This window comes from Mesorhizobium sp. M0140 (assembly GCF_040322475.1).
Classification (GTDB): Bacteria; Pseudomonadota; Alphaproteobacteria; order Rhizobiales; family Rhizobiaceae; genus Mesorhizobium.
Genome location: NZ_JAMYTM010000018.1, coordinates 101788 through 122340 on the forward strand (window position 1 = coordinate 101788; position 20553 = coordinate 122340).

Below are 20553 nucleotides of genomic sequence, written 5' to 3' on the forward strand. Positions count from 1 at the left end.
ATCACGGACATGGTTGAAACGGGCCATTTCGCCCTCGTCCTGGCGTTTGCGCTTTCGCTAGTGCAGACGGTGGTGCCGCTGTTTGGCGCGCGCCTGAACAACCAGCGCCTCATGGCCGTCGGCGGTCCGGTCGCAGTGACCGGCTTTGCCTTGACGGCGCTGTCCTTCGCAGCGTTGGCGAGTGCCTATGCAAGCTCCGATTTCTCGGTGGCAAGCGTGTGGGAAAACTCGCATTCCTTGCAGCCGTTGATCTACAAGATCACCGGAACCTGGGGCAATCATGAAGGCTCGATGCTGCTTTGGGTGTTGATCCTGACCTTTTTCGGCGCGCTCGTCGCCGCTTTCGGCTCCAACCTGCCGGCGACGCTGCGCGCCAATGTGCTAGCGGTGCAAGGCGCCATCGGCGCCGCCTTCTTCCTGTTCATCCTGGCGACGTCCAATCCGTTCATCCGGCTCAATCCGGCGCCGATCGAAGGCCGCGATCTCAACCCGATCCTGCAGGATCTCGGCCTCGCCATCCACCCGCCTTTCCTCTATCTCGGCTATGTCGGCTTCTCGATCTGTTTTTCCTTCTCGGTTGCCGCTCTCATCGAAGGCCGCATCGACGCGTCCTGGGCGCGCTGGGTGCGGCCGTGGACGCTGGTCGCCTGGATGTTCCTGACCGGCGGCATCGCCATGGGATCGTACTGGGCCTACTACGAACTCGGTTGGGGCGGTTTCTGGTTCTGGGATCCGGTCGAGAACGCCTCCTTTATGCCGTGGCTGGCGGGGACCGCGCTGCTCCATTCGGCCATCGTCATGGAAAAGCGCTCGGCGCTGAAGATCTGGACGCTGCTGCTCGCCATCCTGACCTTTTCGCTGTCGCTGCTCGGCACCTTCCTCGTGCGTTCAGGCGTCTTGACCTCCGTGCACGCCTTTGCCACCGATCCGACCCGGGGCGTGTTTATCCTGTGCATCCTGACGCTGTTTATCGGCGGCTCGCTGGCGCTGTTTGCGCTGCGCGCTTCCCGGCTGACGACCGGCGGCCTGTTCCAACCGATTTCCCGAGAAGGGGCGCTGGTCCTCAACAATCTGTTCCTGACGACGGCGACGGCGACCGTCCTCGTCGGCACACTCTACCCGCTCGCCGTCGAAGCCTTCTCAGCCGACAAGATCTCGGTCGGCGCGCCGTTCTTCAATCTCACCTTCGGACCGCTGATGGTGCCGCTGCTGCTCGTGGTTCCGTTCGGGCCTTTGCTGGCCTGGAAGCGCGGCGATGTCTTCGCCGTCGCGCAGCGCCTTATGGTGGCCTTTGCAGCGGCGCTGCTGGCGACGCTGGTCACCGTTCTGTTCATCGACGGCGCCTCGGTGTTCGCAGCCCTGGGCGTTGGCCTTGCCGTCTGGCTGATCCTTGGCGCGCTCACCGACCTCGCCGTCAAATCCGGCTTTCGGACCGCCGCAACGGGGATCATGGTCAGGCGCTTGCTCGGCCTGCCGCGCTCGGTCTTCGGCACCGCCTTCGCTCACCTTGGCCTCGGCCTGACCACGCTCGGCATCGTCGGCACACTTTGCTTCGGCACCGAGAAGATCCTGTCGATGCATGCCGGTGAGACCGTCGAACTGTCCGGCCATACGCTGCGTTTCGTCGGGCTTTATCCGGCCCAGGGACCGAATTACAGCGAGGATCTCGGCCGCTTCGAACTGATCGGCGTCAGCGGCAGCCCTGTTGGCGAAATCAGCTCCGCCAAACGGTTTTATCCGGTGCGGCAGATGACGACGACGGAATCGGGCATCAGGACGATTGGTTTCTCGCAGCTCTACATCTCGCTCGGCGACGAGGGCAATGACGGTTCCGTCGTCGTCCGTCTGTGGTGGAAGCCGCTGGTGACGTTGATCTGGGGCGGCGGCCTGATGATGATGGCGGGCGCGGCGATGTCGCTGATGGACCGGCGCCTGCGCGTCGGCGCGCCGTCGCGGCGGCGCAAGCAGGCGAGCGCGGTGCCATCCGCGACCCTGCCATGAACGCGCGGCTTTCGCTGACCTCCATTGTCCTGCTGCTGGCGCTGTTCTTTGCCGGCACGGCCCTGGCGGTGAAGCCTGACGAGGTGCTGCCTGATCCGACGCTGGAGGCGCGGGCGCGGGCGCTGTCGGAAGGCTTGCGCTGCATGGTCTGCCAGAACCAGTCGATCGACGAATCCGATGCCGACCTTGCCCGCGACTTGCGCGTCCTTGTGCGTCAGCGCCTCGTCGCCGGCGACACCGACCAGCAGGTCATGGACTACGTGGTTTCGCGCTATGGCGAGTTCGTGCTGCTGAAGCCGCGTTTCGACCTGCGCAATGCGTTGCTATGGGGCACGCCCGTCCTGCTGTTGCTGATAGGAGGCGTTTTCATCGTGCTGACCGCGCGGTCGCGCCGCGTGCTGGCGACCAATGCGTTGACCACTGAGGAACAGGCGGCGCTGGACAAGATACTAGGCAATTAGCTTGGCCATTCCTCCGAGGGCCAGTCTCGCGACGTGTGAATGACGCGCAGGATAACGACGCTCTGACGGCCAGCGATTGGGCGCAACTCGTAGGCAATGATGTAGGGCAGGCGGTCGATGAGCTTCTCATATGTGCCTGTCACTCGGCCTGGGCGGCCCGTCGCCATCTCACCAAGGCCCTGGCCCATTTCATGAATACGATCCGCCAGGCGTCGGGCGGCAGCAGGATTGTCCTGAGCGATAAAGGCAACTTGCTGCTTAAGATCGTCCAGCGCTTCTCGCGACCAGGCGACGAACCGCTTCACGCCTTGCCCAAGCGCCTGGCTTCCGCCGATTCGATGACTGCGTCGATTTCCGCCATCGCATCGTCGTGAGGCACGACACGGCCAGCCGCCGCATCTTCCATGCCGCGTTTGATGCCTTCAATGATATCGAGTTCGCGATCGACGTAGGCCGAGACCGCCTCGGCGGCGAGGAACGATTTGCTACGCCGGGTGTCGGTGGCGATCCGCTCCAGCTTCAGCTTGGTTTCGGGAGAGACCCGGATGGTCATGGTGGTGCTTGCTGTCATTTATGAAAGCCTTGTGCTGAGTTGTGTACAAGATAGCACATCGGACATGGCAGCCAAGGGGATTGTACGTCCCCTGACTCCCAAACATTACCAAAGTTTCATGTGTCGGAAATGGCGCTGTAATGTGTGCCGCTCTAATTCTCCTTTCCTGAGGATGCCGACCAAGCAGCGTCCGTTGAAAGAGGATAAGAAATCCATGAATATTGCCCCCAATTCATATTCGGTCACCCGCAAGCGTCTCATGGCTGCCGTCGCATCTGTCGCCGTGGCCGGTGCGATCGGCGTTGGCGCGCTGACCAGCGGAACCAGCCCTGTTCTGGCCGATGCCGTGCGCGTCGAGGCGCCGCAGGTGCCGGGCTTCGCCGATGTCGTCGAGCGCGTTTCTCCCGCCGTTGTCAGCGTCAAGGTCAAGGCCAAGATCAGCCCGGCCGCCGATGATGGCTCCGACCCGTCCGACGACCAGGATGGCATGAACAACCTGCCCAACAATCCACAGCTGCGCCGCTTCTTCAAGGAATTCCGTGGCTTTGGTGACCAGGACGGCCAGGGTGGCGGCAACAGGCGCTTCAGCCACCGCGACCGCAACAACGACCAGCCGCGGCCGGTTGCTCAAGGGTCCGGCTTCTTCATCTCGGATGACGGCTACCTCGTCACCAACAACCACGTCGTTTCGGAAGGCTCGGCCTTCACCGTGGTGATGCATGACGGCAAGGAGCTCGACGCCAAGCTGATCGGCACCGACCCGCGCACCGATCTCGCCGTGCTTAAGGTCGACGGCGTCGGCAAGTTTACCTATGTCGACTTCGCCGATGACTCCAAGGTTCGCGTCGGCGACTGGGTGGTGGCCGTCGGCAATCCGTTCGGCCTTGGTGGAACCGTCACCGCCGGCATCGTCTCCGCCCGCGGCCGTGACATCGGCGCTGGCCCTTATGACGACTTCATCCAGATCGACGCATCGGTCAACCGCGGCAATTCTGGCGGTCCGACCTTCAACCTCAACGGCCAGGTCGTCGGCATCAACACCGCGATCTTCTCGCCGTCAGGCGGCAGCGTCGGCATCGCCTTCGACATTCCCGCTTCGACCGCCAAGCAGGTCGTTCAGGACCTGATGAAGAGCGGTTCCGTGCAGCGCGGCTGGCTCGGTGTGGAAATCCAGCCGGTCACCTCCGACATCGCTGAGTCGCTTGGTCTGAAGTCCAACAACGGCGCACTGGTTTCCAGTGCCCAGGACGATGGTCCCGGCAAGAAGGCGGGCATCACGGCCGGTGACGTGATCACCCAGGTCGACGGCAAGGATGTCGCTTCGCCGAAGGAACTGGCCCGGCTGATCGGCGCCTATTCGCCTGGCAAGTCGGTCGACGTCACCGTGTGGCGCGACGGCAAGAGCCAGACGGTCAAGGTCGATCTCGGCAAACTGCCTTCGAGCGACAAGCAGGCCTCTGTCGATCAGCAGCAGCCCGCCGCCCCGGCCAAGCCCGACACGCTGGCCGATCTCGGCCTGACCGTTACCAAGTCTGAAAACGGCAAGGGACTGGTGGTGACCGATGTCGATCCCGACAGCGACGCCGCCGATCGCGGCATCCAGCCGGGCGACGTCATCACGTCAGTCAATTCGACCGAAGTGAACGGCACCGAAGACGTCACCAAGGCGATGACCGAAGCAGTCAAATCCGGCCGCAAGGCAGTGCTGATGCAGATCACCCGCGACGACACCAATCGGTTCGTCGCGCTGCCCGTCGCCAAAGGCTGAGGTCGGTCCCGGAGCGTTCTCTCGGCCTTTCCAGGTGGGTGAGGGCGTTCCGGCGGCAGGTTGGACTTTTCCAGTGCGGCAGTTTCAATACCCCGAGCCGCCGTGCGGGAAAGCATGGAGGAGCGCGCGTTAGTCAGTCATCGCGCCTTCCCCCGGCGGCAGCGGGCTTCCCATCGTCCGCTGCCGCACACTTTCAAAAGCGCTTCCGCGATCCGATGCAAACGACATCGGCGGCGAGCAGCTTTATCGCGCACGGCTTCGGGCAATCTTGATCGCGGTGCGCTTTGGCAAAGGCCACAATGCAGATGTCTGCCACTCAACCTTCCGGCGAAATCGCGTATAACAGCCCTATGAAGATTCTCGTCATAGAAGACGATCGCGAGGCTGCGGATTACTTGCAGAAAGCCTTTGCCGAGGCCGGTCACACCGCTCATGTCGCCGGTGACGGCGAAACCGGCTTTGCGCTCGCCGACGCCGGCGACTACGACGTGATGGTGATCGACCGGATGATGCCGCGTCGCGACGGCCTGTCGGTCATTGCCGGTCTCCGGTCCAGGGGCAACACAACGCCAGTGCTGATCCTGTCGGCGCTCGGCGAAGTCGATGATAGGGTCACGGGGCTGCGCGCCGGCGGCGACGACTACCTGACGAAACCCTATGCCTTCTCCGAGCTTCTCGCCCGCGTTGAGGTTCTGAACCGTCGCGCCAGCGCCAAGGAAGCCGAAACCGTCTACCGCGTCGGCGATCTCGAACTCGACAGGCTGTCGCATTCGGTCCGCCGTGCGTCACGCGAGATAACGTTGCAGCCGCGTGAATTCCGCTTGCTCGAATATCTGATGCGGCATGCCGGCCAGGTGGTGACGCGCACCATGCTGCTGGAAAATGTCTGGGACTACCATTTCGATCCGCAGACCAATGTCATTGACGTCCATGTCTCCCGCCTGCGCGGCAAGATCGAGAAGGGCTTCGACAAGCCCATCCTGCATACGGTTCGCGGCGCCGGCTATATGCTGAAGAGCGGCTAGCTGCGGCATGGCTCTTTCCGTGCCAGCCATCATGAAGACGACGGCAGCGCGGCTTTCGGCGCTCTACTTCCTGCTCTTCGCGCTGTGCGCGGTGGCGCTCGTCTTCTACATGACGTCGCTGTCGGCGCGAATGCTGACCGCGCAGACGCAGGAGACCATCAATGACGAAGTGCTCGGCCTTGCCCGCGCCTACCAGCGCGGTGGCCTGCCGATCCTGGTGCGCGTGGTGGAACAGCGCTCGCGCCAGCCCGGCGCCAACCTTTACCTGATCGCCGACGCCAACGGCCAAATCCTGACCGGCAATGTGCAGAGCCTGGAGCCGGGCGTTCTCGAGAACGAAGGCTGGACCAGCAGTCCGTTCTCTTATCAGCGCTTTGGCGAGGGAGAGCTCGAGCGCCTGCGCAACCTTCCCGCCGAGCAGGGTACCACCACCCAATCCGAGCAGAACGATGCGCAGGCGCAGGGCGAAAAGGGCCACAACGCCATAGCGCTGGTGCTGCGGCTGCCGAACCAGATGATCATGCTGGTCGGCCGCGACCTTGGCGAGCCGGAGCGGTTTCGTGCGGTCATCCGCCGTGCGCTGATGCTGGCGCTCGGCATGATGGGGCTGGGCGGATTGCTGATCTGGTTTTTTGTCGGCCGCGCCGCGCTGAAGCGCATCGACAGCGTGTCGGAAGCCAGCCGCCGCATTATGGGCGGCGATCTGTCGGGCAGGCTGCCGGTGACGGGGGTTGGCGATGAGTTCGACCGGCTCTCCGAAAATCTCAATGCCATGCTGGCCAGGATCGCCGCGCTGAATGAAGGCCTGAAGCAGGTTTCCGACAACATCGCGCATGATCTGAAGACGCCGCTGACCCGGCTGCGCAATCGGGCCGAAGCGACGCTTTCGGGCAAGCAAAAGCCCACCGATTACCGGCAGGCGCTGGAAGGCACCATTGCCGAGTCAGACCAGTTGATAAAAACCTTCAACGCCATCCTGATGATCTCCCGGCTGGAGGCTGGCTACTCCTCGGAGAACACCAACCGCGTCGATCTGGCGGAGGCCGTGCGCGATGTCGTCGAACTCTACGAGCCGGTGGCGGAAGAGGCAGGCCTGTCACTGGAAGCAGACGCGCGCGAGGCGGTGTCCGTCAACGGCAACCGCGAACTGATCGGTCAGGCGCTGTCGAACATCGTCGACAACGCCATCAAATATTCCACAGGCGCCAATGCCCAGCCGGCGGTGCGCGTCACGCTCGAGCGAGCCGGTGCGGACGTTCGCCTGTCCGTTGCCGACAATGGACACGGCATTCCCGACGATGGCGACCGCGCGCGCGCCACGGAACGTTTCGTGCGGCTGGAGAAGAGCCGTTCGCAGCCGGGTTCCGGTCTTGGCCTCAGCCTCGCCAAGGCGGTCATGACGTTCCACAATGGCCGGCTTGAACTCTTGCCTGGCAATCCTGGACTATCCGTGGTCATGAGTTTCCCGGCTCGGGAGGATCACTGATGAGCACTGCAGCGAAGCGGGTGGAGACTGGATGGCTGCTGAAGCCGGCTGCCAAGCTTGCTCCGCTCGACAAGGACCGTGCGCGGTTGGAACTGGCCGAGATCGCTTCCGCCGCGCGCGAAGAAGGACTGACGCGGCTGGCCAAGTTCCTGGCAGGCAAAGGGGAGGGCCAGGATTTCCTTGCCGCCGTCTTCGATCTGTCGCCGTTCCTGCGTGATACCGCACGTCGCCGGCCGCAAATCCTGGACGGGCTGTTCGAGCAGACGATCGAGGCTCGGCTGAAGGCGATCGGCGCCGCCATCGACCAGGTGCATCTAACCGAAGCAGTCTCGGAATCCGGCCTGATGATGGAGCTGCGCCAGTGGAAGGCGGAGGCGCATTTCCTGATCGCGCTGGCCGATCTTGCCGGCGAGGCCGAAACGGCGCTGACGGTCCGGCGATTGAGCGATCTTGCAGACGCCTGCACCCGTGCGGCCGTCGACTTCCTGCTGCGTGACGCGCATGGCCAGGGCAAACTCAAACTGCCGGATGTCGGCAATCCGTCGAAACAGTCGGGCTGGATCCTGCTCGGCATGGGCAAGCTCGGCGCGCATGAGCTGAATTTTTCCTCCGACATCGATCTGGTGGTTTTCTTCGATCCGGAAGCGCCCGCCGTCGTCGATCCGCTCGACGCCACCGAGTTGTTTTCGAGGCTGACGCGCCGCCTGGTGCGCATCCTGCAGGACCGCACCGAACACGGTTATGTCTTCCGCACCGATCTGAGACTGCGCCCAGACCCCGGTTCGACACCGCTGGCGATCCCGGTCGAGGCGGCATTGCGCTACTATGAGGCACGCGGCCAGAACTGGGAGCGCGCCGCGATGATCAAGGCACGCCCGGTGGCAGGCGATCTGGCCGCGGGTGCGGCCTTCCTCAAGGAGTTGCAGCCCTATATCTGGCGCAAATACATGGACTACGCGGCGATTGCCGACGTCCATTCGATCAAGCGCCAGATCCACGCCCACAAGGGCCATGGCGAGATTGCGGTCAAAGGCCACAACGTTAAGCTTGGCCGCGGCGGCATTCGAGAGATCGAGTTCTTCGTCCAGACCCAGCAGCTCATCGCCGGCGGACGCTTCCCTGAACTGCGTGGCCGCGAGACCGTGCCGATGCTCGGTGAGCTTGCGACCCGCGGCTGGATCACCACCGAGGCGCGCGATGCGCTTGCCCGCCAGTACTGGTTCCTGCGCCGCGTCGAACATGCCGTGCAGATGGTTGCCGACGAGCAGACGCACACACTGCCGGAAGATGATGAAGGCCTGGAGCGCATCGCCCGCATGCTCGCCTTTGCCGACGCTTCTGCCTTTTCCCAAGCGTTCCGTGCCTCGCTGCAGCAGGTCGAACGCCACTACGCGGCACTGTTCGAAACAGCACCCGAACTATCGACCGGCATCGGCAACCTGGTCTTCACCGGCGATGTCGACGATCCCGATACGCTGCAGACCTTGCACGGGCTCGGCTTTCAGCGGCCAAGCGACATCTGCCGCGTCATCCGTGGCTGGCATTTCGGCCGCTATCGCCTCACCCAGTCGGCGGAGGCACGCGAGCGGCTGACGGAACTGACGCCGGCGCTGCTGCGCGCCTTCGGCCAGACGCGCCGGGCCGACGAAGCTCTGATGCGCTTCGACGAGTTTCTCGCCGGCCTGCCGGCTGGCATCCAGCTGTTCTCCCTGCTGCAGTCCAATCCTGCCCTGCTGAAGCTTCTGGCGACGATCATGGGGGCCGCCCCCCGGCTGGCGGCGATCATCACCCGCAGGCCGCATGTCTTCGATGGTTTGCTCGACCCGGCCTTGCTCACCGAACTACCGGACCGCGCCTATCTGTCGGCGCGGCTTTCCGCCTTCGTCGAGGGCGACCGACTTTACGAGGATGTGCTCGACCGGCTGCGCATTTTTGCCTCCGAGCAGAAATTCCTGATTGGTGTCCGGCTGCTCGCCGGCTCGATCGATCCGGCGCGGGCCGGCCGCGCCTTTTCCGATCTGGCGGATCTCACCATCGAGGCTGCGTTGAAGGCGGTGACGGCCGAATTCGCGGCACGCCACGGCATCATTGCCGGCGGCGTGGTTTCGCTGCTCGGCATGGGCAAGCTCGGCAGCCGCGAGTTGACTGCCGGATCGGATGTCGACCTGATCCTGCTCTACGACCACGCGCCGGATGCCGAAGAGTCCAACGGCGACAAGCCGCTGGCGCCTTCGCATTACTACACCCGCATGACGCAAAGGCTGATCGCGGCGGTGTCCGCGCCGACGGCGGAGGGGGTGCTCTACGAACTCGACCTGCGCCTGCGGCCGTCCGGCAACAAGGGGCCGGTGGCCACCCATATCGATGCCTTCAAGAAATACCAGCGCCAGGAAGCTTGGACCTGGGAACACATGGCGCTGGCCCGCGCCCGCGCCATTGCCGGCGACGCCAGCCTGTGCGGCGAGGTTGAAGCGGAAGTGGCGACGGTGCTTGGACAGCCGCGCGACGCCGCCAAGGTGATGGCCGAGGCTGCGGACATGCGGGCCATGATCGAGAAGGAAAAGCCGCCGCGCGATCTCTGGGACATCAAGCTTATTCCCGGAGGATTGATCGATCTGGAATTCATCGCCCAGGTGGCCGTCATCACCGGGCAGGTCGAGACCGGGCGCCGCGCCACCGGCACCGCCGAGATCCTGTCGCGCCTCGCACCGGGCTTCGCCGATGCCGGGATAAGGCAGGAGCTTGGCGATGCCTACGCGCTCTATCTTGCACTGACCCAGATGACGCGGCTGTGCCTCACCGGAGCCTTTGAGCGCGACGACGTTCCGCCGGGGCTTTCGGATCTGCTTCTGGCGGTGACCGACTTGCCGGATTTCGGTGTGCTGGAAGCACACCTCAAGGAGACGTCGCAGAAGGTCAGGAAGGACTTTGATCTTTTGTTTCGTTCGGGATCACCGTGAAGCGATCGTCCCTTGGAATTGAAGACGTTTCGTGTTTCCAGTCTCATGCAGCTACTCTGTTCGCCGAATCTGCCGGAGCGCGCGGCGTGCGTGAGCCTGCAAAATTCTCTCCCGCAGATAGGCGTAGAAGCGCGGCGGCAGCATACCATAGTCGAATCGGGACGGTTTGCTTCTCGCGATGGGCCTGAGATCGGGACCCGGCCAGAGGAAGTCATTGGTTTCGGTCACGACGATCCATGACGGCGTGTCATCGAGGCAGAGATGGGCTTTGAGTGGCGCAGGTATTTCTACTGCATCGGCAGGATCAGCCGGTGGCGAGTGTGTGACCGGAACGACCGTTATGACTTCACGGCCCTCCACGACCCGGCGCGCGGCGACAATGGCGCATGGTCGGTTTTTGCGACCTTCTTCGGCACCCTTTCGTGTTCTCTCACCCAGAGGTAAGAATAGGAAATCACCAGACCCGGGATAGGTTTGGGCAGGCTCACGGTGTCCAGTCTTTGAGCATCGCATCGAGCCCGGCATATTCGCTCGGTACGGCGCTTTCGGCGATGGCGTTCAGCGTCTCATCATCCAGTTCTTCCGCGTTACGGGCGACTCGTCCCTTGACCAACACCTCGAACATCGCCGCCGACAGGAGTACCGTGTGGGTCCGGCCATTCTTTGTGATTGCGACCGGCGCACGCTGGGCAGCGTCCTGAAAACGCCCGACATTCTGCTGGAATTCTGTTGAAGTCACTCGCATGACAAAGTCTACCTTTCTTATCTAAGGTGGATAAAATAGATAACTTTGTCAAAGCGTTTCACCTCGCGTCCATGAGGTGGGATCAGGCCTGGGATGGTGATAAAATATTCACGCTGCAACCTTGATCGCCGGCACGGCCCTCTTCACCGGAATGCGCACCGACACGATCGTGCCGACACCTTCGCTCGACCGGATCTTCAGCGCGCCGCCCTGAAGCTCGGCCAGCGAACGTGAGATGGCAAGGCCAAGGCCAGACCCGGCATGGCTCTTGGAGAACTGGTTCTGCACCTGCTCGAAGGGCCGTCCTAGCTTGCCGAGCGCCTCCTTGGGAATGCCGCAGCCATTGTCCTCGATCGTCAGCACCAGCGCGCCGGATGTGTTGCGGGCCCTGACCGATATGTGGCCGCCCTGGCCGGTGAATTTCACCGCATTGGACAAAAGGTTGATGACGATCTGCTTGATCGCGCGGCGATCGGCGACCAGCGTCAGCGCATCGGCAATGCGCGTTTCCACGGTGATGGCCTTTTGCGCCGCCTGCAGCGAGACGACGCGAACCGTTTCGCTGATCAGCGGGCCAAGATCGATCTCTTCCCGGTCCAGCGAAAACTGGCCGGCCTCGATCTTGGACATGTCGAGAATGTCGTTGATGACGCCCAGGAGATATTTGCCGCTGCTGTTGATGTCGGTGGCATATTCTTCGTAGCGCTCCGATCCGAGCGGGCCGAACAGCCCTTGTTCCATCAGTTCGGAGAAGCCGATGATCGCGTTCAGCGGCGTGCGCAACTCATGCGACATGTTGGCCAGGAATTCGGATTTGGCCCGGTTCGCCGCTTCGGCCCGTTCGGTTTCCTTCATGTATTTGCGGTTGAGGTCGACCAGTTCGCGCGAGCGCTCCTCTTCGGCCCGCCGCGCGAGGCTGAGATCATGGATCGTTGCCATCAGCCGGCGCTCGCTGTCGACCAGCTTCTCCTGGTGCAGCTTGATCTGGGTGATGTCGGAGCCGACCGAGACGATGCCGCCGTCCCGGGTCTTCAGTTCGTTGACCTGCAGCCAGCGGCCATCGGCCAGCTGCCGCTCGAAAGTGGCGCCGCCCTGCAGACCGCTGGTGTGGGCAAGCCGCCGTTCGGAAGCAAAGGCCAGCATGCGTTCTTCCAGCGCCGCGCGCGCGGTGCCCGGCATCACGTCGCGGTCCGAAAGCCCGTTGTCCTGCTGGTATTTGGAATTGCACATGATCAGGCGCTGCGTCGAATCCCACAGCACGAAGGATTCGTTGATGTTCTCGATCGCCGTTCTGAGGCGAAGGTCGGCAGCCTCGGAACGCAGCGCCAGATGACGCTGTTCGGTGACGTCGACGGCAATTCCGATCAGCTGGATCTCCGGGGCTTCCGGATCGATGACCTGCGCCCGTGCGCGCATCCAGATCCATTGGCCGTCGGCGTGGCGCATGCGGAACACCTGGTCGATGTGGTCGATCTCGCGTGCGACGATTCTGTTGGCGAGCTCGAACAGGTCGCCGTCCTCGGGATGGATGATCTGATCGACCTCGCCGAAGGACAGCATCGTGTCGCAGGGTTTGTAGCCGAGCATGTCGTACATCGAGCGCGACCAGTACATCTTGCCGCGCACCATGTCCCAGTCCCACAGGCCGCAGCGGCCGCGAACCAGCGCCATGTCGATGCGCTGATGCGCTTCGAGGTAGATGCGGTCGGCCGCCTGCGCACGCGCGGCCTGGCCGAAATAGGCATAGAGGATGACGATCAGCACGCCGGCCGTCAGCACGAACAGGGTGACGTTCAGCGAAACGGTCTTGCGCCAGGCATCGAAAACCGCGTCCTGTGGCACCAGGGCCGCCGATGCGCCCTTTCCGCCATCCGCCAGGCTGACCGCGGCGTACCAGTCCCGTCCGCCGATGTTGACGTCCATGACGCCGGCACGATCGCCGAACATGAACAAGGGCTCGCCGCCCTCGACGAGGCCGTCCAGCGAATGGCCCTGCCATGGCATCGAGCGCGGCGTCACCGCGACGATCTTGAAAGCGCTGTCGGTGATGACAAGCACATGGCTGCGGCCCATCGCGCCCTGACGGCTGGTGGTCTCCAGCAGATCCTGTATGGCGCCGGGCACCGTTTCCGAGGTGGTGGCGAGCGAACTGGCCAACTGGCCCGCCGCCAGCGTCAGGATCGCCTTGGCATTGCGCTCGACATCGTCGCGCTCGTTCATCAGTGACAGCACGCGCAGCGCTGCGATGACGATCAGGAAGGTGATGATGAGGGCGGGTATTGATCGGCGCAGCAGCGGCTCGGCGGCCAGAAGCCGCCGGTAGGCCGGTTCGGCGATGAGCCGCGTATTCCCGGCAAGACCGTCGCCGCGCGTCTCGCGATGCGCAAAAACCGTCCCTCCGGGCGCGCCCCACGCGTCCGCCTTCGCCATAAATGGCACTCCCCGAATTTGCCTATGCTGCTTGGCGATCCGGCAAACGCCGCACATCCGAATCGTCAGTAAAGAATCAAAGGTGATTCGCCTTGTCCAGTGGTCCGGCGAAAAAAGATTAAAAATCGACTAAAATAACGCCGAAACGGCCCAATGTCTCTTGCCGGGCGCCCGCTTATGCCAGCGTACGCTCGACAATATCCCGCAGATCCGCCGATAGGTTTTCGGCGCCGGCGATCGACAGCAGCGCTTCCCTGGCCTTGGCTTGCCGCAAAGGTTCGAGCGAACGCCACGATCTGAGCGCCGTCGCCAGCCTGGCTGCCACTTGCGGGTTGCCCTTTTCAACCTCGAGCACAGTCTGAGCAAAGAACCAGTAGCCTTCGCCGTCAGCACGATGGAAGCCGGTCTGGTTGGCGCTGGAGAAGGTGCCGATCAGCGAGCGAACTCGATTCGGATTGCCCATCGAGAAGGCCGGGTGGTTGGTCAGGGCCTTCACGGTGTCGACGGTTTGCGGCCCCGGAACGCTGGCCTGGATCTGGAACCATTTGTCCATGACCAGCGGGTCGGACCCATAGGTCGTCTCGAAAGCCGCCAGCGCCTCGACCGCCTCGGGCGAACCGTGGTGACGATGCGCGAGCACGGCAAGTGCTGCCGCGCGGTCGGTCATGTTGGTCGCCGACTGGAAATGCCCGGCGGCGAGTGCTGCTCCACCCGGCTGCAGCGACAGATAATCCAGCAAGGTGTTGCGCAAGGCGCGTCGTCCGGCGCTCGCCGCGTCGAGGCTGAACGCTTCTCTGTCGGCAAGGCTGCGGTAGAGGCCCGAAAAAACGTCCCGGTTCGCAGTGCCGATCGCCAGCGCCAGTGCCTCGCGAGCCGCATAGATGGCATCGGGGTCGATGTTCCTGCCGATGTCGCGGGCGATGTCGGCTTCGCCGGGCAATGCCAGCGCCAGTGCTCGATAGGCCGGCTCCAGCGTCTCGTCACCGGCGATGCTGCCGGCGAGTTCGATCAGCCGCGGTGCAAAGGCCGGCTGCTTGCCGCCGAGGACCTCGCGGAAGGCTGATATCAGTGCATCGGTCAGCAATGTGTTGAAGGCCTGCCAGCGCGAGAAGGCGTCGCTGTCATGGCGGGCGAGAAAGAACTGGTCGTCGGCTTTCTGCTCGACGGACAATGTCACCGGCGCCGAAAAGCCGCGGTTGAGCGACACGGCCGGGCGCTCGGTGACGCCTGAAAACCGCACCATGTGGCGGCGCTTGCGGATATGGATGACGCCGTCCTCGACGCTGGCGCCTTCGACGCCGCTATACGGCACAGGCTTGCCGCCGGCGCCGATCAGGCCGAAAGCCAGCGGGATGTGCATCAGCCGCTTGCGGCTTTCGGACGGTGTCGGCGGCACCGACTGCTCGATTTCGAGCGTGAATTCTTGCGCGGCCGGATTGTGCGTCGAACTGATCGTCAGGTTCGGCGTGCCTGCCTGATGATACCAGAGCGCGAACTGCGACAGGTCGCGGCCGGACGCATCCTCGAACACCTTGATGAAATCCTCGATCGTCGCCGCGTCACCGTCGTGTCGCTCGAAATAGAGGTCCATGCCGGCGCGAAAGACGTCGGCACCGAGAATTGTGCGGATCATGCGCACCACTTCGGAGCCCTTCTCGTAGACCGTCGCCGTGTAGAAATTGTTGATTTCGCGGTAGCGGCGCGGCCGCACCGGATGCGCCAGCGGACCTTGGTCCTCGGGAAACTGGTGGGCGCGCAAGGTGCGCACTTCGGCGATGCGCTTGACCGCGCGCGAACGCTGGTCGGCAGAGAATTCGTGATCGCGGAAAACCGTCAGGCCTTCCTTCAGGCAGAGCTGGAACCAGTCGCGGCAAGTGATTCTGTTGCCTGTCCAATTGTGGAAATACTCATGCGCGATGATCGCCTCGATATTGGCGAAATCGGCGTCCGTCGCGGTCTCCCGGTCGGCCAGCACATATTTGTCGTTGAAGATGTTAAGGCCCTTGTTCTCCATCGCGCCCATGTTGAAGTCGGACACGGCGACGATGTTGAAGACGTCGAGATCGTATTCGCGGCCGAACGCCTCCTCGTCCCATTTCATCGACCGCTTCAGAGCATCCATCGCGTAGCCGGCCAGGTTCTCCTTGCCGGGCTCGACATAGATGCCGAGTTCGATCGTGCGGCCCGATAGCGTGACGAAACTGTCCGCAAGCTGGCCGAGATTGCCGGCCACCAGCGCGAACAAATAGGACGGCTTGGGGAAAGGGTCGTGCCACACTGCATAGTGCCAGCCGTCGCCGAGGTCGCCCCTGTCGACCGGGTTGCCGTTGGACAGGAGCAGCGGCGCTTCGTCACGTATTGCCTCTATGCGCACCGTGTAGACGGACAGGATGTCGGGACGATCGAGGAAATAGGTGATGCGGCGAAAGCCCTCGGCTTCGCATTGCGTGCAGTAGACATGGCTCGAGCGGTAGAGGCCCATCAGGGCTTCGTTGCCGGCCGGCGCCACCTCGGTCTCTATGAGCAACTGGAAGCGACGCGCCGCCGGCGGCTTGAGGATGGTCAGTTGATCAGGCGTCGCCAGCAGATCCGCCGGCTTTACCTTCTTGCCGTCGATCTCTATGCGCTTGAGGGTCAGCCCGTCGCCGTCGAGCACCAGCGGTGCCGACACGGAGACGTCGTCACGACGCTCTATCGTGAGCACGGCGGTGACACGCGTTGCGTCTGGCGAAAGGCGGAAGGTAAGGTCGGTTTTCGGAATGAGGTAGTCGTTGGGGCGATAGTCTTCGAGTTTGAAGACCTGGCCGGTGTCCGTGCGCATTCCGTGGGTTTTCCTGTCGATTGCGTTGGCGGCGGATTGTGTCCGCTGGTCCAAGAAATTTGAAGTCCGCGCTCTTTACACGAAACCGCCCCTCGACAAAACTGAGGCAATGCCTATTTCAGGCGTTCCTTCTCCTGTCATCATCACGAGGCATCCATGACCGTCGTCACACCGAAATTCGGCATGGGCGCATCCGTGCTGCGGCGCGAGGATGCCGCCTTCATCCAGGGCCAGGGCCGCTATACCGACGACATCCAGCCGGCTGGCGTCCTGCATGGCTATGTCCTGCGCTCGCCGGTCGCCAAGGCCAGCTTCACCATCGGTTCGACCGAGGCGGCGAAGGCGGCACCTGGCGTCCATCTGGTGCTGACCGGCAAGGATCTTGCCCATCTCGGCGATCTGAAATCCGGCGTCATGCAGGAACAGCCGGACGGCACCAAGGCTCCGACGCGCGACATCCCGATCCTGTGCCGCGACCGCGTCAACTATGTCGGCGATGCCGTTGCCTTCGTCGTCGCCGACAGCCGAGCCTTGGCGCAGGATGCCGCCGAACTGATCGATGTCGACTACGACGGCGAAGACGCGGCCTCGGGGACGGCAAATGCACTTGCCGAAGGCACGCCGCTGGTCTGGCCGGAGCTTGGTTCCAACCGCGCCTTCAGCTACCACATGGGCGACAGGAAAAAGACCGAAGCGGCTTTCGCCAAGGCCGCCCATGTCACCCGCATCGAGTTCGTCAACAACCGGCTGGTGTGCAACTACATGGAGCCGCGCTCCGCGATCGGCGAATGGAACGTTGAGGAGAAGCGCTTCGTGCTGACCACCGGGTCGCAAGGCGTGCACTCCATGCAGTATATCCTGGCCAGCGTGTTCAAGATCAAGAAAGACCAGCTGCGCGTCATCACGCCTGATGTCGGCGGTGGTTTCGGGCCGAAGAGCTTCGTCTACCGCGAATATCCGCTGGTGCTGGAAGCGGCAAAGCGGCTTGGCCGCCCGGTGAAATGGGCGGGCGACCGCACCGAACACTTCCTGACCGACGCGCAAGGCCGAGACAATTTCGTGAAGGCCGAGATGGCGCTGGACAAGGACGGCCGCTTTCTCGGCATGAAGGTGGACCTGCTCGCCAACATCGGCGCCTATATCTCGCAATACGGTCCGTTCATCCCCTATATCGGCGTCACCATGTCGACCGGCGTCTATGATATCCAGGCGCTCGACGTCTCGGTGACCGGCCTCTACACCAACACCTGCCCGGTCGATGCCTATCGCGGTGCCGGCCGACCGGAAGCAGCCTTCCTGCTGGAAAAGCTGGTCGATGCCTGCGCCCACGATCTCGGCCTGCCTGTCGAGGAGATCCGCCGCCGCAACTTCATCCGGCCGGAGCAATTTCCCTATCGGACGCAAACCGGCCGCCTCTACGACACCGGTGAATTCGAAGGCCATATGGAGCGCGCCATTGAGCAATCCGAATGGAAAGCGTTTCCGGAGCGGCTGGCGCAATCGAAGGCCGGCGGAAAAATCCGCGGTCTCGGCATGGCGACCTATATCGAGGCCTGTGCCTTTCCGGGCTCCGAACCGGCCTTCGTCGAACTCAATGGCGATGGCACGGTGACGCTGAAGATCGGCACCCAGACCAACGGGCAGGGGCACGCCACCGCCTATGCACAGTTCCTGTCGGAAAAGCTCAATCTCGACATCGACAAGATCCATGTCCGCCAGGGCGACACCGACGAATTGAAGGCCGGCGGTGGCACTGGCGGCTCGCGCTCCATTCCGCTGGGGGGTGTATCGGCTTCCCGCGCGGGCGAGGATCTGGCCAACAAGATCAAGCGCATCGCAGCCGACGAACTGGAGGCTTCTGCCGGCGACATTGAGCTGTCTGATGGTGTTGCCCGCATCGTCGGCACCGATCGCTCGATCGATTTTTCCGCTATCGCCAAGGCCGCCAAGACATCAGACGATCTCAAGGGCTTTGGCGAGTTCGTGCAGGACGAATGCACCTATCCCAACGGCACCCATATCTGCGAGGTCGAGATCGATCCCGACACCGGCGCGACCGAGATCGTCCGCTACACCATCGTCGACGATTTCGGCGTCACCGTGAACCCGATCCTGCTCGCCGGCCAGGTGCATGGCGGCGTCGTGCAAGGCATCGGCCAGGCACTGACCGAAGACACTATCTATGGCGAGGATGGACAGCTTTTGACGGCGAGCTTCATGGATTACGCCATGCCGCGCGCCGACAATTTCCCGTTCTTCCATTTCGAGACCCGCAACGTGCCTTCGACCACCAATGCACTCGGCATCAAAGGCGCGGGCGAGGCCGGCACCATCGGCTCGACGCCGGCGGCACTCAATGCGGTGACCGACGCGCTCTGGCGCGCTTATGGCGTCAAGCACATCGACATGCCGGCAACGCCGGCGCGTATCTGGGCGGCGATCCGAGAAGCGTCGGGAGCGTGACAGCAGGCCCCGGCAGCCCCCCGGCCACAGCCAGCGATGATGCCGGCGGGCACGACACGCTTACCGGCATCATGCTCAAGATCGTGTCGGTGGCGGTCTTCGTCGGCATGCAGACCTGTATCAAAGCCGCAGGCACGATTCCGGCCGGCCAGATTGTCTTCTTCCGCTCTTTTTTCGCCATCTTCCCGATCATCGCCTTCCTGGCTTTCAGGAAAGAACTCGGCACTGCCTTCACCACCAGGCGTCCGTTCAACCACATCGCCCGCGGCCTGGTCGGCGTCTGCGCCATGGGGCTCGGCTTTTTTGCGTTGACCCGACTGCCGCTGCCGGAAGCGATCACGCTGAACTACGCGCAGCCGCTGCTGGTGGTGGTGTTCAGCTCCATCTTCCTCGGCGAGGCCATCCGTGTCTATCGCTGGAGTGCGGTCGCGGTCGGTCTTGTCGGCGTGCTGATCATCTCATGGCCGGAACTGACGCTGCTGAGTTCCGACGAGGCGCTCGACGATCAGGAAGTGCTTGGCGTCATGGCCGCTCTTGTCGCGGCGGCGATCTCGGCCGTCGCCATGCTCTTGGTGCGCAATCTCGTGCAAAGCGAGCGCACAGCGACCATCGTGCTGTGGTTTTCGGTGACGGCAAGCGTCATGTCGCTGCTGTCGCTGCCATTCGGCTGGCAGGCGCTGACGCCGCTCCAGGCAGCTCTCCTTGTTGCCGCCGGCTTCTGCGGCGGCCTCGGCCAGATCCTGATGACGGCGGCCTATCGCCATGCCGAGGCCTCGGTGGTGGCGCCGTTCGAATACACCTCGATGATCCTCGGCGTCGTCGTCGGCTATCTCGTCTTCGGCGACGTCGCCACGCTCCATATGCTTGTCGGCGGCCTGATCGTCGTCGCCGCCGGCATCTTCATCATCTGGCGCGAACGCCAGCTTGGCCTGGAGCGCACCCGCACGCGCAAGGCGTCTTTGCCTGAAGGGTGATTACGACAGCTCGGCTCGCTCCTTCGCCAACCGAACCAGCACTGTCCTCGTCTGTTCATCGGCGGGGAAAAACGATTCGATCGCCAGTTCCGAAAGCGTCACGTCGAGCGGCGTGCCGAAGACAGTGATGGTGCTGATGAACGACAGCACCTGATCGCCATGCGCCAGCCTGAGCGGATGCACGATGGCATTCGGCTCGACGGACACCGGCCGGCTGCCTTTCAAGCCGGACGGGTAACTGCGCAATTCGCGCTCCAATTCGACCAGCACAGGGTCACCGCTCGCGTCGTTCTGGTGTTTCAGGCGCTCGAGCAGATGCGTTCGCCATTCCTGAAGGTTGACGATGCGCGGTGCGATGCCGCCGGGATGCAGGCTGAGGCGAAGCACGTTGACCGGCGGCGTCAGCAGCGAAGCCTCGCTGACATCGTCAAGGAAGGGTGCAATGGCGGCATTGGCCGAAACCAGGTTCCAGTGGCGGTCGACGGCGAGTGCCGGGAAAGGCTCGTGGCCTTTGAGGACGATCTCGACGGCCGCCATCGCCGGCGCCAGCGTCGTGTCGGTCAGGGAGCGTTCGCCGAAGCTGGGCGCAAAACCGGCGGCGAGCAGCAATTGATTGCGTTGCCTCAGCGGTATCGACAATTGCTCGGCCAGATGCAGCACCATGTCGCGCGAGGGCGCGGCGCGGCCGCTTTCGACGAAGCTCAGATGCCGCTGCGAGATCTCGGCCTCCATGGCGAGGTCGAGCTGCGACATGCGGCGGCGGGTGCGCCATTCGCGAATGAGGCTGCCGGCGGACGTTTGGGGTGTTGTCATGAGGCATGATTAGGTCGAGAGCAGACGTATTTCAATTACCTCGGAGGTTATCG

General features: G+C 63.3%; 14 protein-coding genes. 8 read left to right on the top strand and 6 right to left on the bottom strand.

Features of this window, described 5'->3' with window-relative positions:
• The first annotated feature begins 9 nt into the window (after nt 1-9).
• Together NKJ37_RS19100 and NKJ37_RS19105 are read left to right on the top strand one after the other, a co-directional pair.
• Nucleotides 10-2001, top strand: a complete 1992-nt coding sequence (locus NKJ37_RS19100) for a heme lyase CcmF/NrfE family subunit (protein ID WP_352609849.1) — start codon at nt 10-12, stop codon at nt 1999-2001.
• Nucleotides 1998-2462, top strand: a complete 465-nt coding sequence (locus NKJ37_RS19105) for a cytochrome c-type biogenesis protein (RefSeq protein WP_352609848.1) — start codon at nt 1998-2000, stop codon at nt 2460-2462. The genes NKJ37_RS19100 and NKJ37_RS19105 overlap by 4 nt, the downstream gene beginning before the upstream one ends.
• On the opposite strand, the gene NKJ37_RS19110 is transcribed toward NKJ37_RS19105, so the two are convergent.
• Together NKJ37_RS19110 and NKJ37_RS19115 are read right to left on the bottom strand one after the other, a co-directional pair.
• Nucleotides 2459-2767: a type II toxin-antitoxin system RelE/ParE family toxin gene (locus NKJ37_RS19110; protein WP_128303003.1), complete on the bottom strand. Its 309-nt coding sequence runs from the start codon at nt 2765-2767 to the stop codon at nt 2459-2461. The two genes, NKJ37_RS19105 and NKJ37_RS19110, sit on opposite strands and share 4 nt — an antisense overlap.
• Nucleotides 2764-3033 carry a CopG family ribbon-helix-helix protein gene (locus NKJ37_RS19115; protein ID WP_023812816.1) on the bottom strand — a complete coding sequence of 90 codons (270 nt, stop codon included), beginning with the start codon at nt 3031-3033 and terminating at the stop codon, nt 2764-2766. Before NKJ37_RS19115 ends, NKJ37_RS19110 begins: the two co-directional genes overlap by 4 nt.
• Before the next feature lie 196 nt (nt 3034-3229).
• Here NKJ37_RS19115 and NKJ37_RS19120 point away from each other — a divergent pair, with 196 nt between their 5' ends.
• The 4 genes from NKJ37_RS19120 to NKJ37_RS19135 all read left to right on the top strand — a co-directional run bounded on the left by NKJ37_RS19120 (nt 3230) and on the right by NKJ37_RS19135 (nt 10254).
• Nucleotides 3230-4783: a Do family serine endopeptidase gene (locus NKJ37_RS19120; protein ID WP_352441296.1), complete on the top strand. Its 1554-nt coding sequence runs from the start codon at nt 3230-3232 to the stop codon at nt 4781-4783.
• 350 nt (nt 4784-5133) lie between these two features.
• On the top strand, nt 5134-5808 hold the full coding sequence (locus NKJ37_RS19125) for a response regulator transcription factor (RefSeq protein ID WP_023812818.1): 675 nt from the start codon (nt 5134-5136) through the stop codon (nt 5806-5808).
• A 7-nt stretch (nt 5809-5815) separates the two neighbouring features.
• On the top strand, nt 5816-7294 hold the full coding sequence (locus tag NKJ37_RS19130) for a sensor histidine kinase (RefSeq protein WP_352774679.1): 1479 nt from the start codon (nt 5816-5818) through the stop codon (nt 7292-7294).
• Nucleotides 7294-10254: a bifunctional [glutamine synthetase] adenylyltransferase/[glutamine synthetase]-adenylyl-L-tyrosine phosphorylase gene (locus NKJ37_RS19135; RefSeq protein ID WP_352774680.1), complete on the top strand. Its 2961-nt coding sequence runs from the start codon at nt 7294-7296 to the stop codon at nt 10252-10254. The genes NKJ37_RS19130 and NKJ37_RS19135 overlap by 1 nt, the downstream gene beginning before the upstream one ends.
• Nucleotides 10255-10738: 484 nt before the next feature.
• On the opposite strand, the gene NKJ37_RS19140 is transcribed toward NKJ37_RS19135, so the two are convergent.
• From NKJ37_RS19140 to pepN, 3 genes are all read right to left on the bottom strand, one after another.
• A complete protein-coding gene (locus NKJ37_RS19140) occupies nt 10739-10999 on the bottom strand; it encodes a type II toxin-antitoxin system prevent-host-death family antitoxin (RefSeq protein WP_023812822.1) in 261 nt (86 codons plus the stop codon).
• 108 nt (nt 11000-11107) lie between these two features.
• Nucleotides 11108-13429 carry a PAS domain-containing sensor histidine kinase gene (locus NKJ37_RS19145; RefSeq protein WP_352774682.1) on the bottom strand — a complete coding sequence of 774 codons (2322 nt, stop codon included), beginning with the start codon at nt 13427-13429 and terminating at the stop codon, nt 11108-11110.
• 175 nt (nt 13430-13604) lie between these two features.
• Nucleotides 13605-16250 (bottom strand): aminopeptidase N, encoded by a 2646-nt coding sequence (gene pepN / locus NKJ37_RS19150; protein WP_023812824.1) that lies wholly within the window; start codon nt 16248-16250, stop codon nt 13605-13607.
• Between the two features lie 156 nt (nt 16251-16406).
• On the opposite strand from pepN, the gene NKJ37_RS19155 reads away from it, so the two are divergent.
• Nucleotides 16407-18713 carry a xanthine dehydrogenase family protein molybdopterin-binding subunit gene (locus NKJ37_RS19155; protein WP_352441291.1) on the top strand — a complete coding sequence of 769 codons (2307 nt, stop codon included), beginning with the start codon at nt 16407-16409 and terminating at the stop codon, nt 18711-18713.
• Nucleotides 18710-19687 (top strand): DMT family transporter, encoded by a 978-nt coding sequence (locus NKJ37_RS19160; RefSeq protein WP_352441290.1) that lies wholly within the window; start codon nt 18710-18712, stop codon nt 19685-19687. The genes NKJ37_RS19155 and NKJ37_RS19160 overlap by 4 nt, the downstream gene beginning before the upstream one ends.
• On the opposite strand, the gene NKJ37_RS19165 is transcribed toward NKJ37_RS19160, so the two are convergent.
• Nucleotides 19688-20500, bottom strand: coding sequence for a helix-turn-helix domain-containing protein (locus tag NKJ37_RS19165; protein ID WP_023812827.1), 813 nt, complete (start codon nt 20498-20500; stop codon nt 19688-19690).
• Nucleotides 20501-20553 lie beyond the last annotated feature (53 nt).

What these genes read in the sequence shown, in the direction of transcription:
- NKJ37_RS19100 (WP_352609849.1), top strand. Translation starts at nt 10, where the DNA reads ATGGTTGAAACGGGCCATTTCGCCCTCGTCCTGGCGTTTGCGCTTTCG.
- NKJ37_RS19105 (WP_352609848.1), top strand. Translation starts at nt 1,998, where the DNA reads ATGAACGCGCGGCTTTCGCTGACCTCCATTGTCCTGCTGCTGGCGCTG.
- NKJ37_RS19115 (WP_023812816.1), bottom strand. Translation starts at nt 3,033, where the DNA reads ATGACAGCAAGCACCACCATGACCATCCGGGTCTCTCCCGAAACCAAG.
- NKJ37_RS19120 (WP_352441296.1), top strand. Translation starts at nt 3,230, where the DNA reads ATGAATATTGCCCCCAATTCATATTCGGTCACCCGCAAGCGTCTCATG.
- NKJ37_RS19125 (WP_023812818.1), top strand. Translation starts at nt 5,134, where the DNA reads ATGAAGATTCTCGTCATAGAAGACGATCGCGAGGCTGCGGATTACTTG.
- NKJ37_RS19130 (WP_352774679.1), top strand. Translation starts at nt 5,816, where the DNA reads ATGGCTCTTTCCGTGCCAGCCATCATGAAGACGACGGCAGCGCGGCTT.
- NKJ37_RS19135 (WP_352774680.1), top strand. Translation starts at nt 7,294, where the DNA reads ATGAGCACTGCAGCGAAGCGGGTGGAGACTGGATGGCTGCTGAAGCCG.
- NKJ37_RS19140 (WP_023812822.1), bottom strand. Translation starts at nt 10,999, where the DNA reads ATGCGAGTGACTTCAACAGAATTCCAGCAGAATGTCGGGCGTTTTCAG.
- NKJ37_RS19145 (WP_352774682.1), bottom strand. Translation starts at nt 13,429, where the DNA reads ATGGCGAAGGCGGACGCGTGGGGCGCGCCCGGAGGGACGGTTTTTGCG.
- pepN (WP_023812824.1), bottom strand. Translation starts at nt 16,250, where the DNA reads ATGCGCACGGACACCGGCCAGGTCTTCAAACTCGAAGACTATCGCCCC.
- NKJ37_RS19155 (WP_352441291.1), top strand. Translation starts at nt 16,407, where the DNA reads ATGACCGTCGTCACACCGAAATTCGGCATGGGCGCATCCGTGCTGCGG.
- NKJ37_RS19165 (WP_023812827.1), bottom strand. Translation starts at nt 20,500, where the DNA reads ATGACAACACCCCAAACGTCCGCCGGCAGCCTCATTCGCGAATGGCGC.